The organism is Bacillus sp. 1NLA3E (assembly GCF_000242895.2).
Lineage (GTDB): Bacteria > Bacillota > Bacilli > Bacillales > Cytobacillaceae > Bacillus_BU.
In genome coordinates this window covers 1,842,557-1,858,445 of the sequence record NC_021171.1, presented here as the reverse complement: position 1 = coordinate 1,858,445, position 15,889 = coordinate 1,842,557, and the positions used below count along the sequence as shown (strand labels likewise).

At 39.4% G+C, this 15,889-nt stretch carries 17 protein-coding genes; 2 read left to right on the top strand and 15 right to left on the bottom strand.

What is annotated here, in order from left to right; genetic code table 11:
• Positions 1-144: 144 nt before the first annotated feature.
• From B1NLA3E_RS08940 to B1NLA3E_RS08880, 13 genes are all read right to left on the bottom strand, one after another.
• Positions 145-420 carry a 2Fe-2S iron-sulfur cluster-binding protein gene (locus B1NLA3E_RS08940; protein ID WP_015593517.1) on the bottom strand — a complete coding sequence of 92 codons (276 nt, stop codon included), beginning with the start codon at positions 418-420 and terminating at the stop codon, positions 145-147.
• Positions 421-494: 74 nt separating this feature from the next.
• Positions 495-1,517, bottom strand: a complete 1,023-nt coding sequence (locus tag B1NLA3E_RS08935; protein ID WP_015593516.1) for an NADH:ubiquinone reductase (Na(+)-transporting) subunit F — start codon at positions 1,515-1,517, stop codon at positions 495-497.
• A gap of 36 nt (positions 1,518-1,553) precedes the next feature.
• On the bottom strand, positions 1,554-1,838 hold the full coding sequence (locus B1NLA3E_RS08930) for a hypothetical protein (RefSeq protein ID WP_015593515.1): 285 nt from the start codon (positions 1,836-1,838) through the stop codon (positions 1,554-1,556).
• Between the two features lie 19 nt (positions 1,839-1,857).
• Positions 1,858-3,375 (bottom strand): toluene hydroxylase, encoded by a 1,518-nt coding sequence (locus B1NLA3E_RS08925; protein ID WP_015593514.1) that lies wholly within the window; start codon positions 3,373-3,375, stop codon positions 1,858-1,860.
• A 24-nt stretch (positions 3,376-3,399) separates the two neighbouring features.
• Positions 3,400-3,699 (bottom strand): MmoB/DmpM family protein, encoded by a 300-nt coding sequence (locus B1NLA3E_RS08920; protein WP_015593513.1) that lies wholly within the window; start codon positions 3,697-3,699, stop codon positions 3,400-3,402.
• Positions 3,700-3,716: 17 nt separating this feature from the next.
• Positions 3,717-4,841: a toluene hydroxylase gene (locus B1NLA3E_RS08915; protein ID WP_015593512.1), complete on the bottom strand. Its 1,125-nt coding sequence runs from the start codon at positions 4,839-4,841 to the stop codon at positions 3,717-3,719.
• 221 nt (positions 4,842-5,062) lie between these two features.
• Positions 5,063-6,535, bottom strand: coding sequence for an aldehyde dehydrogenase (locus B1NLA3E_RS08910; protein WP_015593511.1), 1,473 nt, complete (start codon positions 6,533-6,535; stop codon positions 5,063-5,065).
• Between the two features lie 15 nt (positions 6,536-6,550).
• The gene (locus B1NLA3E_RS08905; protein WP_015593510.1) at positions 6,551-6,760 is read right to left on the bottom strand and encodes a 4-oxalocrotonate tautomerase; all 210 of its coding nucleotides are present in this window, start codon (positions 6,758-6,760) and stop codon (positions 6,551-6,553) included.
• 15 nt (positions 6,761-6,775) lie between these two features.
• Positions 6,776-7,567 carry a 2-keto-4-pentenoate hydratase gene (locus B1NLA3E_RS08900; RefSeq protein WP_015593509.1) on the bottom strand — a complete coding sequence of 264 codons (792 nt, stop codon included), beginning with the start codon at positions 7,565-7,567 and terminating at the stop codon, positions 6,776-6,778.
• A 15-nt stretch (positions 7,568-7,582) separates the two neighbouring features.
• Positions 7,583-8,638: a 4-hydroxy-2-oxovalerate aldolase gene (gene dmpG, locus B1NLA3E_RS08895; protein WP_015593508.1), complete on the bottom strand. Its 1,056-nt coding sequence runs from the start codon at positions 8,636-8,638 to the stop codon at positions 7,583-7,585.
• A gap of 17 nt (positions 8,639-8,655) precedes the next feature.
• Complete coding sequence (locus B1NLA3E_RS08890; RefSeq protein ID WP_015593507.1) at positions 8,656-9,540, bottom strand: acetaldehyde dehydrogenase (acetylating); 885 nt, start codon at positions 9,538-9,540, stop codon at positions 8,656-8,658.
• A complete protein-coding gene (locus B1NLA3E_RS08885) occupies positions 9,537-10,346 on the bottom strand; it encodes a 2-keto-4-pentenoate hydratase (protein WP_015593506.1) in 810 nt (269 codons plus the stop codon). The genes B1NLA3E_RS08890 and B1NLA3E_RS08885 overlap by 4 nt, the downstream gene beginning before the upstream one ends.
• Before the next feature lie 96 nt (positions 10,347-10,442).
• Positions 10,443-11,354 carry a catechol 2,3-dioxygenase gene (locus B1NLA3E_RS08880; protein ID WP_015593505.1) on the bottom strand — a complete coding sequence of 304 codons (912 nt, stop codon included), beginning with the start codon at positions 11,352-11,354 and terminating at the stop codon, positions 10,443-10,445.
• A gap of 313 nt (positions 11,355-11,667) precedes the next feature.
• Here B1NLA3E_RS08880 and B1NLA3E_RS08875 point away from each other — a divergent pair, with 313 nt between their 5' ends.
• Complete coding sequence (locus B1NLA3E_RS08875; RefSeq protein ID WP_015593504.1) at positions 11,668-12,669, top strand: DUF3231 family protein; 1,002 nt, start codon at positions 11,668-11,670, stop codon at positions 12,667-12,669.
• Between the two features lie 373 nt (positions 12,670-13,042).
• On the opposite strand, the gene B1NLA3E_RS08870 is transcribed toward B1NLA3E_RS08875, so the two are convergent.
• Entirely contained in the window at positions 13,043-13,243 is a 201-nt protein-coding gene (locus tag B1NLA3E_RS08870) for a cold-shock protein (protein ID WP_007083691.1), read from the bottom strand.
• A gap of 220 nt (positions 13,244-13,463) precedes the next feature.
• Positions 13,464-14,885, bottom strand: coding sequence for an amino acid permease (locus B1NLA3E_RS08865; RefSeq protein ID WP_015593503.1), 1,422 nt, complete (start codon positions 14,883-14,885; stop codon positions 13,464-13,466).
• A 254-nt stretch (positions 14,886-15,139) separates the two neighbouring features.
• On the opposite strand from B1NLA3E_RS08865, the gene B1NLA3E_RS08860 reads away from it, so the two are divergent.
• Entirely contained in the window at positions 15,140-15,817 is a 678-nt protein-coding gene (locus tag B1NLA3E_RS08860; RefSeq protein ID WP_041580409.1) for an SOS response-associated peptidase, read from the top strand.
• The last annotated feature ends 72 nt before the right edge of the window (positions 15,818-15,889 follow it).

Sequence of the window (15,889 nt, the reverse complement as noted above, 5' to 3'; positions counted from 1 at the left end):
TTTACAAACTCCCCCCCGATCGATAGATATAATTGCACATTTATAATCAATTATATCTTATTTAGTATGCTAAATCAGTTAAATAGATATAAAATTTATAATATTCTGAATTTATAACACAACAAGCTTGTAAACTCTCCCCATTTATTTAAGGAAAGTGATCCTTAAGTCACTTAAAGCGAATGTTTTGCAAGCAAGCGTATAATTCTGCTCGCGTTCATGTGCTGGTAAAACAGCCATTGAGCTCGTATCTCTACGGAACTGTCCTTCTACTATCTTTATTTTACAAACACCACAGCCACCACTGCAGCAGCCTCGCATGATTTTTTGGGCGTTTTTCCGAGCTGCTGATAGTAGATCCTCATCCATTGCACATAGAAACAATTGTTCACCATTTTCACCAACGGATATTTTAAACATCTATTTTCCTCGCCTCCAAATAGATTTAAATCCCCCACAAAACTTTTAACTTTTGTGGGGGATTATATACCGAATTAAAACTCATCCGAAAATATATTAGAGCGCCTAAGTCCACCTTTATAAAGCGTGTTGGTAACTGTTTCGATTAAGATTGGTGGGCCACATAGATAGGCATCCATTTGACTTACGTCAGACAAATATTTCTCTACCACATTGGCAATATATCCTGTTTCACCTAACCATTCTTCATCATTTGGCTGATCTGATAGTGCAGGGACAAAGTGGAAGTTAGGGTAATCCCTTTCAAGTTGATTCCATTGCTCTGTCAAAAATAAATCATCTTTTGTTCTTGCCCCGTAAAAGAACCATGCTTGGTGTTGATATAGGCCATTGAATAATTCCTCAACCAAGGCTTTAATAGGGGCCATCCCGGAGCCACCTGCTATGAAAATTAAATCTTTTTCGCGATCAATCAATTGCATTTTTCCGTAGGGACCAGAGCCCGTTACGGTGGCACCTGGTTGTAAGTCACACATGTAATTTGAACCCGCTCCATTTTCAATTCTTTTTACATGAAAATCAAGAGGTTGCTTCTCTACATACCGATTGGCCATTGAATAGGCTCGCGTTTGCTCAATTTCAGGAATGTCAAACTCAAAAAATTGCCCAGAGGAATATCGAATCCCATTCTGTTGTCTCATTTCGACTTGAATCAAATGAATATCCTTTGTCAGTCTTTCATTATTTACGACGGTTGCTTCAAAATCGACGACTGGGTGAAATTCAAGGCCTTCACTTTCCTCTTCTTCGATTTCGACGATGAGATCACTTTCCGGAACTGTACTGCATAATAGAACGTAGCCTTCATCCCGTTCAAAAGAAAGAAGTGAATAATCTGTCACACGGTCCATGATTTCATATTCACCGTCTAGAACCTTTGCTTTGCATAACGCACAGTTTCCATGACGACATCCATATGAAACTTGTAATCCGTTGCGAATAATTCCATCAAGTAATGTCTGGCCTTCTTTAACTTGAATTTGCTTACCACTGGGCTCTAAAGTAACCTCATACAAATCTACTTTCGTGTCATTCATAGCAACCTTCCTTTCTATTCGATATTATTCACCTACCTAGTTCGCTACAATTTGAAGTGGTGCTCCATTTTGAATCCCGGATTCCTTTATAGTTTGGTCTAAAGCAACAACCACGTCTCCACTCGGTCGCATCGCCACAAGGTGATACTCTTCCTCGTCACCGAGAATATTCCATGTTTCCAAGGCTAAATCTAATAATGCTTTGCCAGTCATATTGTAATTTGCCCGAATGGAGATGTACGTTAAGACTTCATCTCCACCTGTTAAATCTTTGGGGACGACCCCTACAAGTAAATGGTTTTCATCATGTAAGTAAAGCATGTTATCACCAGACCCTCTTTTAATTAAATCGCTTGTCCATATGCAGTGCTTGTTGATATTCAAGCCAGCGTTTACGATCCCTTGAGGAATAATGCTCACCGGCTTCTTCTGGACTGAAGCCAAGATAGTTAAATAAATCAAGCGGCATATTTTCACCAAACTCGCCACCAACATAAGCTTCAGCTGGCCACCACATTTGTAAATATTTTTCTGGCTCCATTTCAAAAATGTGCTTACAACCTGGTGAACACGTCATTTGGATACTTCCGTTATGCTCGCTAAACTGCGTCCACGATTTTGTTGGCTGATCGGGATCAACAAATTCAAGCGGAATCTGACAGACTCGACAAACCGAGGGAATCCCAGGGCTCGTCACGGCAAGCGTTTGATCTCCTTGTCTTCGAAAGTAGGATGCATAATTGCGCTCAAACGAAGGATATTCATTTGACAGCCACTCGTAATCATCAGGCTGTAATTTAAATCCTCTAAACATATTGGCATGCTTATAATGATCCAAAATACGCATTGTCACGTGAGAATAGTGTTCTTTTTCCTTAATCGAATCTTCAGCATGCAGCGGCAAGCGAATTCCATATTTTTTTAGTTCACGGAAAAGACCATTAAACACTTGTTCTTCGATGTAAATTTCAAACGCCTTTTTCCAAGAAATCGGCCGTATTCGAGGATAATAGTCTACTAGTACTGCAACAACGGAAAACATCCGGTACGCTCTCCAATACCACTTATCTAGCCACTTTTGTACAATTGGGACATTGCGATCATCTTCTTCTAAGAGCATTTTTAATGCCGTCATTCCTAATGCCATATGTCTTGCTTCATCTGACTGCACCGTTTTTCCTACCGCTGCAAAATGATCGTCACCCACTGCTGCCGCTGAAGAACCAAACGGTAGGAATAATATATTCGTAAAACAATATTCGAATGAAAACGAAATCGCCATCAATGCTTCAAAAGGACCTGAGGTTAAAGCATCATCGAAAAATGACTTAGGCACTGTATTAAACCAATGGTTTTCGTTTGTTTTTGCATAGGCATGAAGTCCATCATAATATTGACTCATATGGGCGTAATGTTTAATCTCGATTTGAGCATGTCTTAATTCATCGATTGCTTGGGCAAACGTTGCAAAGCGGATTGATTCGATTGGAATGTTGCGACCGATATAGGCCATTAACCGATGTGCCTGATACTCCGCTGGCTGAACAGCTGTGGCAAAAGCTTTTACCCCTTCATACCAACGAGAATCTACTATTTTGGCATGTCCATGATTGGCTTCAAAAGCATTTGCGACAGCATGATAGATTGAATCCTTTTCCGATTGAATTTTGACGTATTGATTATAGGTAATGCGAAACGGATCCTCCCATTTTTTTGGATCTTTAAGAATGATCCCTTCTTTTTCAATTAATGGGTAAATTTTATTCATATCAAAATCTTTCGGATCCCACATTAAATCTCTTGTTTGGGATTCAAACTTTTGTTTTGTATTTAATTTTGTGTTTAATATAATGCTCATCGCCTAGCCCCCTCTTTCGGAAACTTAATTTTTGGACCAATATAGTACGAGCTGTTCACCATCTTGGTCTTCAATAAAACCAAAGCATGATGCCATGTACAAATGGATTTCGTCTAAAGACCACTCCCGGCCTAGATGTTCTTCAACCGAATCTTTACGAATAATAAGTTTAGAAGGTGCTTTTACTTTTTTATAGGTCATGTAGTCCTCAACTTCTACACCTTCATTATCTTGCAGCGCCGCTTCAATAATAGCGTCTACCACATCACCACCGGAACTGTCTAAATCTAGCCCAACAAAAGCCACCTTTTCCTTATTAACCATTGCTTTGTCCTCCTTTGCTACTTATCCTTGGTCACTGTCGCCCTATTAAAAGTGAGCCCTAGTTTCTGATACCGCTTTTTGACAACCTCTAATTCGATTTGGTCTACTACATCAGCAATATTGAAAGCAATGTCATGTTTATCAAATAAAGGCTGAAGTGATAGGACCGCCTCATATGCTTTGGGGTACCACTTATCGACCCATTCTTGAATAATTTCAAGATTGGTCATGGTTTCTTCCGGCGTTTCGCGTGGATCACTCAACGTCCGACCCCAGCGATAGTCACCAGGCCAATCTTCATATCCAAGTGATTTTAAATAATCCCAGCGACTCTCTGCTGGATCATTGGCTAGTAAATTGAATAGCGTAAAGGCCCAATCAGCATGCCATTTATTTTGTTTGTCTATTTGGAGATTAAGACCTGCTAGGTGAATATCACCGTTTTGCTTTGCTTTTTCAGTAAAATGAACATACATTAAGTTTCCTAAAAGGAGATCGAGGGTTAGGTTTTGGGCAACCAACACTTCAGCCCAATCATCCGTGATTAATATTTCTTCAACATAACGGCGTAATAACTGGTAGGATGGTTCGTTTAATAGGACTTCTTTCCCATGCTGCAAAAATTCACCATGATGTTCCTGCATATTCATTGCCCAAGTCGAAATCCATTGGGCTCTGCCTACTTTATCGTAAGCTTGAAAGGTCGCGCATTGTTCAATTGGTGTACCTAATGCATAACGAATCACATATTGCATTTGGACATTTTCGCCATATTCTAGATGTCGAAGTGGGGTATAAATGTCTCGAACGGCATTGACCCACTTTTCTGGCAGAGCTTCAATCAATTCCAAATTCATGACCATTTGAAAGGCATTTTCTACCTCTTCGGAAAGCTTCTTGCGGTCTCGAACATAAGATGAATACCAATATTTCTTCGGATCTCTAAATGATTCCCAGTCCGAACATTTCAATCTAGTATAACGAGGATCATAGATATCATAATCACGTTCGTCATATTTATTGCGGTATTGTCCATGAAGGTAAGGCTGCTGTCTCACCGTTACCACTTCATATTCATTTTTTGTTTTCCAATCCCATGGTTGTTTTCGAATTTTTTGAATTTGCTTTTGTGGCTGAGTCATCGTTTGTCCCCTCAATCCATTAAAAATTTATTAAGTCAAAGCTGCGTTAAACTTGCCTGTTGATTTCCGCTGCATGCGCTCGCTTTCCGCGGGCGGTCCGGGAGCCTCCTCAGCGCTACGCGCCTGCGGGGTCTCCCAAGACCAGCTTCTCCCGCAGGAGTCTCGCGCATTCCGCTCCAATCAACAAAGTGAGTAAAATCAACATTGAGCTTTAACACAGCCTAAGTCAAAGCTATACAGATATTTTTGGCTTCGGTAAAGAATTCTAAGCTATGCTTTCCGCCTTCACGACCAATCCCGCTTTTCTTAAAGCCACCAAATGGAGCGCGCAAATCACGGACAAACCAGCAATTCACCCAAATTGTTCCGGCCCGAACTGAATGGGCGACACGGTGTGCTCTTTTTAAGTTTTCTGTCCAAATCACTCCGTTCAGACCATACTGCGTATCATTAGCAATCTGCAGTGCTTCTTCTTCTGTATCAAATGGAACAATGGTGACGATTGGACCAAAGATCTCTTCTTGGCAAAGTCTTGTTTTTGGATCCTCTTGAACGTAAATAGTCGGCTCAAGATAATACCCGTTTTTCAAATATTCAGCTAATTCAGGTCGTTTTCCACCTGTTATGAGTTGGGCATTTTCTTGTTTGGCAATTTCTAAATAACTTATTACTTTTTGATAATGTTCTTCCCCAACTAACGGCCCCATTTTAGTCGAAAGATCCTGAGGATCACCCACGACTAATTCTTCTGCAGCAGCTTTGAAGCGGCTAATAAATTCTTCCATAATACTGCGTTGCACAAGTATCCGCGAACCTGCCAGACAAACCTGGCCGGCATTTAGAAACGCTGCTTGTATCGACGTTGGAATTGCTTTATCTAAATCAGCATCCTCAAACACGATATTGGCGGCTTTCCCACCTAATTCAAATGCAACCCGTTTTAATGAGTTAGCTGCTTCCTTCATAATTGCTTTTCCTGTTGTGGTTTCGCCAGTGAAAGTTATCATGTCCACCTCTGGGTGTTGAGTAATAAATTCTCCTGCTGAGTTTGGACCAAAACCTTGCACGACATTAATAACACCTTTTGGAATACCCGCTTCATTGGCAATTTCGCCGATTAAAGAGACCGTTAGTGGTGTTAATTCCGCCGGTTTAATCACAACAGTATTTCCGGTTGCCAGAGCAGGGCCCAATTTCCAGGTAGTTAACATAAACGGCAAATTCCAAGGTGTGATCAATCCTGCCACACCAACTGGCTCATATCTTGTGTAATTAAGATACTGTTCATCAACTGGATAGGCTTCCGCTTCATGCTGTTCGATAAAATCAGCGAAAAACTTTAAATTGTTAGCAGAACGTGGAATTTCCACGTCATAAGCAGCATGAAAAGGTTTCCCAACATCTAGTGCTTCTAATCTAGCAAACTCTTCGCGTCGTTCCATGATAATCTCAGCCATCCGTCTGATCTTGTCACAGCGTTTCTTTAGTGACATCGTCCGCCATGGACCTTCTTCAAAGGCTCGTCTTGCAGCCAAACAGGCTCGATTAACATCCTCTTTACTCGCCTCATGAACGATGGCGATGATTTCCTGAGTGGCTGGATTCTTCACCTCGAAGGTTTGTAAATGAGAGGACTCAACATATTCACCATCAATAAATAACTTTACGGTTCTAACTGCTGTTTTAATTGACATGGACGTTCCTCCTTATTATCGATTCAGGTTTGCTTGATCTCTTCTTTTCTTAACGGACTCACCAGCGATTCCCCAGTGGGCAGCAGGCATTTCATTAATTAAGACACGGACGGTTTCAATTGGACTTTCAAGGGTAACGGCTACAAGCTGGGATATATCCTTGATTAGTCTTTCTTTTTTCTCGGCAGAGCGTCCCTCTATGATATTAATTTGAATTAGCGGCATTCTCTTTTCCCCTCTCTATGCTTTAAATTTTGCTGATACTGAACCTAGTCCATCAAAACTAGCACGAATGTAATCTCCAGGTTCAACTGTTATCGATTCACAAATGGCTCCGCTTAAAATAACATCGCCCGGTTGAATAGAAATTCCTTTTTCTCCTAATTTATTTACCATCCAAGCAACTGCTCGGGCCGGATGTCCCATGACAGCAGCTCCCGTACTCGTGGATACAATCGAGCCATTCTTTTCAAACACCATTCCGGTTAGGCCAAGGTCCAGACCTTTTATATTCCGAGTCCGATTTCCAAGCACAAACTTGGATGAGGAGGCATTGTCAGCAATCACATCAAGCAATGTAAATGAAAAATTGCGATAGCGACTATCGATTACTTCTAGGGCTGGCATCACATAAGAGGTTGCTTTTAAAACCTCAGGTGCTGATACCCCAGGACCTGTTAACTCTTCTCCAATAATAAAGGCGATTTCCGGTTCGATTTTTGGATGTATCAATGAAGAAAGGGAGATCTCCTCTTGTTCATCAACAAGCATGTCATCTAACAACATTCCGTACACAGGTTCATGGACACCCATCATTTGTTGTTTTGCGATGCTTGTTAGCCCTAGTTTTCGTCCGATAATTCGACTATTTGAATGCTTTTGTTTACGAATAATTAATTCATCTTGGATTTGATAAGCAATCTCATGATTGTTTAGTTCCGGGTAGCGATCAACAAATTTATCTACCTCTTGCCCATTTAATTCAGCTTTAAATAGTTCGTCGACGATTTCTTTAATTGATAAAATTGACAATCCTTTCACCCCCGTTTATTTTGTTGTTGCACAGTTCCCGCTGCAATTTACGCTACATTTTGTCTTATTTTTAGCCAATTCCGCGGCAACATCAAGAATTAAATCCTCTTGACCGCCAACGGCCTTTCTTCTCCCTAACTCTATTAAAATATCACGTTCGTCTACTTTAAATTTTTCAGCTGCATCTTTCGTATGTAACAAAAAGCTTGAATAGACACCGGAGTACCCCATTACTAGACTAGATCTTCCAATCTCTTGGGAACGTGGCATCAGCGGAGCAACTGTATCATTAGCTGCATCCATGATTTTGTACAAATCAATATTCGTCAGGTAGCCTAAACGATCTAATACGGCCGCCAATACCTCGGTCTGTGTATTCCCACTTCCTGCCCCTAGGCATCGCAAACTTCCATCGACATAAGTTGCTCCTGCTTCAATCGCAGCTAAAGTATTTGCTACTGCTAATGAAAGATTATTATGGCCATGAAAACCGATGTTACAAGAAATCGATTGACGCAGTGCACTCACTCTTTCTTTCACTTCCTGTGGTAAAAGAGCCCCAGCGGAGTCCACCACATAGACAGTGTCAGCACCATATTTTTCAAATAATTTAGCCTGTTCAACTATTTTTTGAGGGGAAACCATATGCGACATCATTAGGAAACCGACAGTTTCTAACCCCAATTCTTTTGCAAAGGTCATATGTTGCTGGGCGACATCTGCTTCCGTAACGTGAGTCGCAACACGGACCATCTTCGCACCTAACTCTGCCGCTTGCTTCAGCTCTTTAACCGTACCAATCCCTGGTAGTTGCAAAACTGACACCTTGGCTTGCTTGCACTCATCCACAGCGGCTTCAATTAATTTCATCTCATCAACTGCTGAAAATCCATACTGTAGCGAAGATCCACCTAAGCCGTCACCATGAGTAACCTCGATATATTCAACCCCTGCCTGGTCTAACTCTCTCGCAACATTCCGAACTTGCTCTTCTGTAAACGAGTGTTTAACAGCATGACTGCCGTCTCTTAAAGTTACGTCAACTATTTTTATTTTTGTATGATTTACCAATGGTTTAACCTCCTCAATTAATTTGTTATTTTTTTAGATTGGTAGGTTTGTTTGGCGAATTCCTCAGCAATTTTAACGCCTGCCGCCGTCATGATATCCAAATTCCCAGCATATGGTGGGAAGAAGTCCCCTGCCCCCTCAACCTCCAAAAATACTGTAATCCGATTTCCTTCTATAAATGGTTTGCCACGAAGGCGATAACCCGGAATATATTCTTTAACCTTTTCAACCATTGAATCGATTGAATTCATGATCGCTTCTTGATCCATTTTCTCTACTAACGCATGGACAGTATCTCTCATTATAACGGGTGGTTCTGCGGGATTTAAGATGATGATTGCTTTTCCCTTTTTTGCACCGCCAACTGTTTCAATTCCTTTAGCCGTGGTCTGAGTAAATTCATCAATGTTGATTCTTGTGCCCGGCCCAACGCTTTTGCTCGATACGGTTGCGACAATTTCAGCATAACTAACAGGTGTTACTTGACTAATGGCATGAACAATCGGGATCGTCGCTTGTCCACCACAAGTAATCATGTTTACATTCTGCGCATCTGCATGCTCCTTAAGGTTTACTGGTGGCGAAACAAGTGGCCCAATTGCTGCTGGTGTCAAATCAATTATTTTTTTATTAACTGAACGAAGCAGCTCATTATGCTTGATATGAGAATAGGCTGTCGTCGCATCAAAAATAATATCAGCTAGTTCTGGCTGTTCCATAAATCCTTCGATTCCTTTATCAATCACCTTGTAGCCTCTAGCTTTTGCTCGTTTTAAACCTTCTGAATCTGGATCAATGCCAATCATGACTCCCATTTCTAAATATGGGCTTCTTTCAACTTTATACATCAAATCAGTTCCAATATTTCCTGATCCTAAAATGCCAACTTTTATTTTTTTCATTGACTATCTCCTCCTTTAAAACCAACTGAAACAGATCCAATATGGGCAAAATGGGCGTTAAAAATATCACCTGATCGAATTGGTACAGCAGCTGTTATCGCACCAGACAAGATGACTTCCCCTGCCTTTAAAGAAATATCATACTCGCCAAGTTTATTGGCTAACCACGCAACAGCTTTGAGCGGATTTCCCAGGACCGCCGCCCCTGCTCCAGTCGCGATTTGTGCACCATTAACGTCGACTACCATCCCGATATGACGTAAATCTACTTGATCTATTTTGGTAGGAATCCCACCTAAAACAAACTTTGCAGACGAACCATTATCCGCAACTGTATCTTCAAATTTAATTTTCCAATCTTTAATTCGACTATCAATCACTTCAAACGCGGGAACAATATAGTCTGTTGCATCAATGACATTAGTTATCGATACACCTGGACCTTTTAAATTCTTTGATAAAATAAAGGCAATTTCAACCTCGATCTTCGGTTCAATAAATTGATCTATATCAATGATTTCTCCATCAACATGGGACATCGTATCTAACAAATGTCCATAATCCGGCTCATTTACTCCGACCATTTCTTGCATTGCTTTACTAGTTAACCCGATCTTTTTGCCAATAATTCTAGCTCCCTGGTCAACTTTTTGCTGAATTTGCAACAGTTGAATTTGATAGGCTTGTTGAACAGAAATAGTTGGATAGGTTTCGGTAAGTGGCGAGATCGGTTTCAATGAAACTTCAGCCTCTAATAATTGATTTGCTATCTCTTCACAAAATTTATCTGTAGCTACCGTTTCCATATTGACCCTCCTTTTTGGGTTTGTTTTTTTGGATGGTGCGGGACACCATCCAAAATAATCAAGTTGAAAATTCACTTTGCTAATCCGATTATTTTATTAAGTTAGAACGTTCATAAACGATTCGCTTAACTCTCTTCGATGGTAAAATACACCTTGACCAATTTTATCCTCTGTCCAAGTGATCGTTTCAAAATCAGAATAGGAGATGTAACCGCTTGCAAAAGCTTCATTACGATTCCCAGAAGGATCAAAGAAGTAAACGGTTTGTCCTCTAGTGATTCCATGGCGAGTTGGTGTGACATCCATAGGGACCTCATTTTTCGATAGAATATCAGCTGCCTTCAAAACATCGTACCAATTATCTACAAAAAAACCGACATGATGAAATTTATTGTCTGGACCTTTGATAAAGGCAATATCATGTGCTTTATTGGTTGTTGCTAAGAAACTGCCAATCATGACTTTTCCATCAACCGTGATGACTCTTTCTGTTTGTTTAAATCCTAAGACCTCCGTAAAGAACTTTGTAACACCCTCTATATCTTCACCAACTAATAAGGTGTGGTCTAAGCGATGTGGGGCGATCCCACGAAGATTATCTGGCCAAGGGTGCGGATTTAATGTCCCAACAGCTGTACCCAATCTTTCAATGTCAGCATACAATTCTATATGGTGTCCGGTCGGAACCGTAAAGCGGATGGCTTCGCCTTCAGCTAAGCGAGTGCCAGCTGCAATTCTAGTAACCGGAATCCCATATTGTTCGATTTTCATTTCATAGTAATCTAAATCTGTCGGCCCCGTTACCTTAAAGGCTAGATGTTCCATTCCGGCTGAATCTGCTTTTGTAAGAATGATACTATGATGATCAAATTCGTCCCAAGCCTTTAGATAAACACTGTTATCATCTCTTCCGGTTTCCTCTAAACCAATTACATTCCGGTAGTATTCCGCTGATTTTTCCAAATCCATTACACGAAGTTCAACTCTACCAACTCTTATAATCGCCATAGTTAAATCCTCCTATTTATTAATTTGGTTTAAATTTGAGAAAACAACTTGTTTACAAATTTCAAATCACTCCTCCTTTTTCTCAATTTATCTGCTAAGCTAAGTTTCCTAAATTTTCAGACTTTTTTCTAGTGCAAAAATCTTTGGTTTTTTTTAAAATCACTCTACTTTTCATGTAGATATTTAGTAGTAAATGCTGGCTACAAGCATTAGTCTGGTGCATATTTTTTCTACTGGGGTAAATATTAAATTTAAATCAGATTAGAATGGTGACCATTTATTCGAGAGTATTCTTAAAGTGGAGGCTAATATAATGAGTCAAAAAAAGGCGCTAAGCTCGAGTGAATTAGGAACATTGTGGATGACCTATCAGCTTAGTACAATGAAACAAAGAATTCTTGAATATTTTATCGAACAAGCAGATGACAACCGCGCTAAGGAAATTATGCAAAATTCTCATCAGAAAATTATTCACTATCTTGAAGATATAAAAAACATCTTCAAAAATGAAGGTGCTGTAATTCCTGTCGGATTCACAGAAGAGGATGTCAATCCTGTCGTGCCCAAGCTTTATGACAACATGTTTGATATTATGTTTCTTCGTTTGCCCAATATAATAAGCATGGGATTACATAGTCTCCACTTAAACATGTCCTATCGAAAAGATATTATTATCCTTTATAAGGAATTAACTGTATTTACTCAAAGCGGTTACGAAGAATGTGTCGACTATTTGCAAGAAAAAGATGTTTTACCTCGTCCTCCTGCTGTAACTATGCCGAAGACCGTGGTGTTTGCAACTGATACCAATTATATGAGTGGGTTCAACCTGTTTTCTGATAAGCGAGCATTGAATACAGTTGAGGTTGCACATATTTACAATGTAATTGGAGCAAATATTTTTGGGATGCAAATGATAACGGGGTTTGCACAAGTTGCTAATGAACCTGAAGTAAAAAAATATTTCTTAAAAGGAAAAGAATTAGCAAAAAAAATTGTAACGGACTATTCAGAAGTATTCCTTCAGAGTGATATTCAGCCACCTGCTACATGGGGGGGAAAAGCAACAGACTCAAAGGTTGCTCCTTTTTCAGATAAGCTAATGATGTACTGTACCAGTATATTTTGTAGCTTTGGTTTAGGAAATACTGCCTTTGGAACAGCTTTTAGTTTACGGAGTGATCTCCCATTAATAATGGTGAAATCCGCAAAAGACATATTAACCTATGCAACTGATGGTGGTAAAATCATGGCGAAAAATGGTTGGCTCGAAGAACCTCCTAAAATGGAAGATAGGAACGAGTTAATTAAATAATTTTGGCTGTTTTCGTAACCTTTGCTGTTATTTATTAAAAGGAAGATTAGTTAATTTCCGCTCCAGGATGCTCGCGCACCTTATTTTTTATGTTTACTTGGGTTAGTCCATCTACAAAACCTGCAGTTTGTAATATTCTCAAAAAAGCCAACAATAGAGCTTATTTGCACATTTTTTAAAAAAAGATTAGGGTTTACAAGGAATCTATGTTATACTGGAAATACCATTTACTTTACGTGATCCAAATGCCCTGCTCATCTGCGAGCAGGGTTTTTTTATGTTTATTTTTATTTCACAACCGTGGGCGTCTTATCTTTAAAAAAAGCAAAAAAAAAAGACTCTACAAGAGAGTCTTTTTTATATGTTGGCAATATTATGCTTTGCGAACGTTAGTAGCTTGGGGTCCACGTTGACCTTGTTCTACTTCAAAAGTAACTGCTTGACCTTCGTCTAAAGATTTGAAACCTTCGCTTTGGATAGCTGAGAAGTGTACGAATACGTCGTCTCCTGCTTCGCGTTCGATGAATCCGAATCCTTTTTCTGCGTTAAACCATTTCACTTTACCTTGTTCCATTTGTGTTTCCTCCTCGTGTGCTTTGCACACATTGTGTTACTATCCTTGCTCAGATCTTCAAGACAGAAAGTTTAGCACTTAACAATCCTTACCGACTAACAAAAATAATTCTACTTAAATATAACAGATAAAAATGGATAATGCAAGGGCTAAAACTAAATTAAGTTAAGTGTTCTAAATTTTGGTGAAAAAAACACCTAAAACCAATTCATTTTTTTACTCACTTCGCCATCCGGTTGTCAATTTCTTTTGGATCTTCATTGTTAAGCAAGCTATTCTTTCTTGCATAAAGGAAATACACGATCGTGCCAACCGAAAGCCAGATGGCAAAGGAAATCCACGTAATAGCAGGCAAGCTGATCGATAAATAAATGCAAAATAACGCGCTAATAGCTGGCAAGACTGGCACAAATGGTACTCGGAATGTTGCGATAATTTCAGGGTGTTTTCTCCTAAGAACAATAATCGCAATCGATATTAATGTAAATGCGGCAAGAGTTCCCATATTTACAAGGTGTGCTAATGTGGTTAAATCAACAAATCCGGCAATTCCTGCAGCAACAAAGCCTGTTAACCATGTATTAGAGAAGGGCGTCTTATACTTCTTGTGTACCTTTGCAAGTCCCTTTGGAAGCAAACCGTCCCGACTCATCGCAAACGATAAGCGAACCTGAGCGTATATTAATGCCAGCAAGACAGTGGTAATTCCAGCAACAGCTCCAACCGAAATAATTCCAGCTAATTGGTTTTGGCCAACTAATTTAAGAGCAAGTGCGACTGGATCGCCCACATTTAATTGTGAGTATGGAACCATCCCTGTTAACACAAGGGCTACTACGATATATAAAACAGTACAAATGACTAATGAAGTAATAATTCCTATCGGCATATCACGTTTTGGTCGTTTCACTTCTTCTGAAGCTGTCGCAATAACGTCAAATCCTATATAAGCAAAGAAAACCGTAGCCGCACTCGTTACAATCCCTTTAAATCCAAAAGGAGCAAATGGGGTCCAATTTCCAGGTTTTACGTAGCTAATTCCAGCGAATATGAAGGTTAATATTACGGCAAGCTTGATGAAAACCATCACATTGTTAAAACGTGTACTCTCTTTTACCCCAATACTCACAAGTGCTGTTACTAATAAAATAATAATGATTGCTGGTAAATCAACCATTCCACCAGTTCCAGTGCCTGGCGCTGAAGAAAGTAAAGCTGGAAAGTGAACACCAAACCCCTCAATTAATGAACGGAAATAAGCAGACCATCCGGTTGCTACTGCTGAAATAGCTAAAACATATTCCAGCATCAAGTCCCATCCAATTAAAAAAGCAAAAATTTCCCCCATTGTTGCATACGTGTAAGTATATACACTACCTGAAACTGGAACTGCGGAAGAAAATTCTGCATAGCAAAGCGCGGCAAGTGCACATGCAATTCCTGCAATAATAAATGAAATAATAATAGCCGGTCCTGCACTTTGGGCAGCGACTACTCCAGTGACAACAAAAATTCCTGTTCCAATTACACAGCCTACCCCAAGAAAGATAAGATCGAATAAACTTAAAGTTCGGTTAAGTTCAACCTTTTTACTCTGTGCAATCATGGTGCTTAAAGACTTCTTTCTAAATAAACTGCTCATTATGCCCTCCAAGTTAGTAAATAAAAAATTATCAAAATAATTCCACTTGTGAATTATATTGTCGAATTAAGTCGAAGTCAATGAATTTTTTGTGAATAAATTAACATAAAAGACATAATTAATTTTTTAAAATCATGGCTCTGTTAAACTAGAATGTTGATTCACTTATTTATTTTTGCCGTTCTAGCAGGATTTTTGAATATCACTACGAGCATTTGCTACAATAAATATAAAAGCAGACTGGGGTGAACGAAATGTGTGGTAGATTCACACTAACAGCAAACGTAGCTGAGATTATCGAGCGATTTGATATAGAAGCCTTTCTCCAAGAAGATACTTATCTTCCTAACTATAATGTTGCCCCTTCTCAATCTGTAATAGCGATTATCAATAATGGAACAATTAACAAAATGGGTTATTTAAAATGGGGTTTGATCCCACCGTGGGCGAAGGAACCGTCAATTGGCTATAAAATGATAAATGCTCGAGCGGAGACCCTTACTGAAAAAGCAAGCTACCGAAACGCATATAAGAAAAAACGCTGTTTAATCATTGCCGATAGTTTTTATGAGTGGAAACGAATCGATCAAAAAACGAAAACTCCGATGCGGATTAAACTCAAGTCGGATAGCTTGTTTGCAATGGCTGGATTATGGGAACAATGGAAAACCCCTGAAGGAAAAGCAATTTTTTCCTGTTCCGTGATTACCACAACTGCAAATGAACTCGTTAAAGACATCCATGATCGAATGCCGGCCATTTTAAGACCTGAAGATGAAAAAATTTGGCTAAATACCAAGATTACTGATACCGACTATCTCAATACCTTATTAAAACCTTTTGACAATAGTCTTATGGAGGCATATAAAGTTAGCTCACTAGTTAATTCTCCCAAAAACAACACAATTGATCTAATTCAAAAGATTTGTTGACCAATCAAAAAAACTTAATAATTAATTGAATTTGATGTATAGTACTATTGTTAAGGTAATTATGTAATTAAA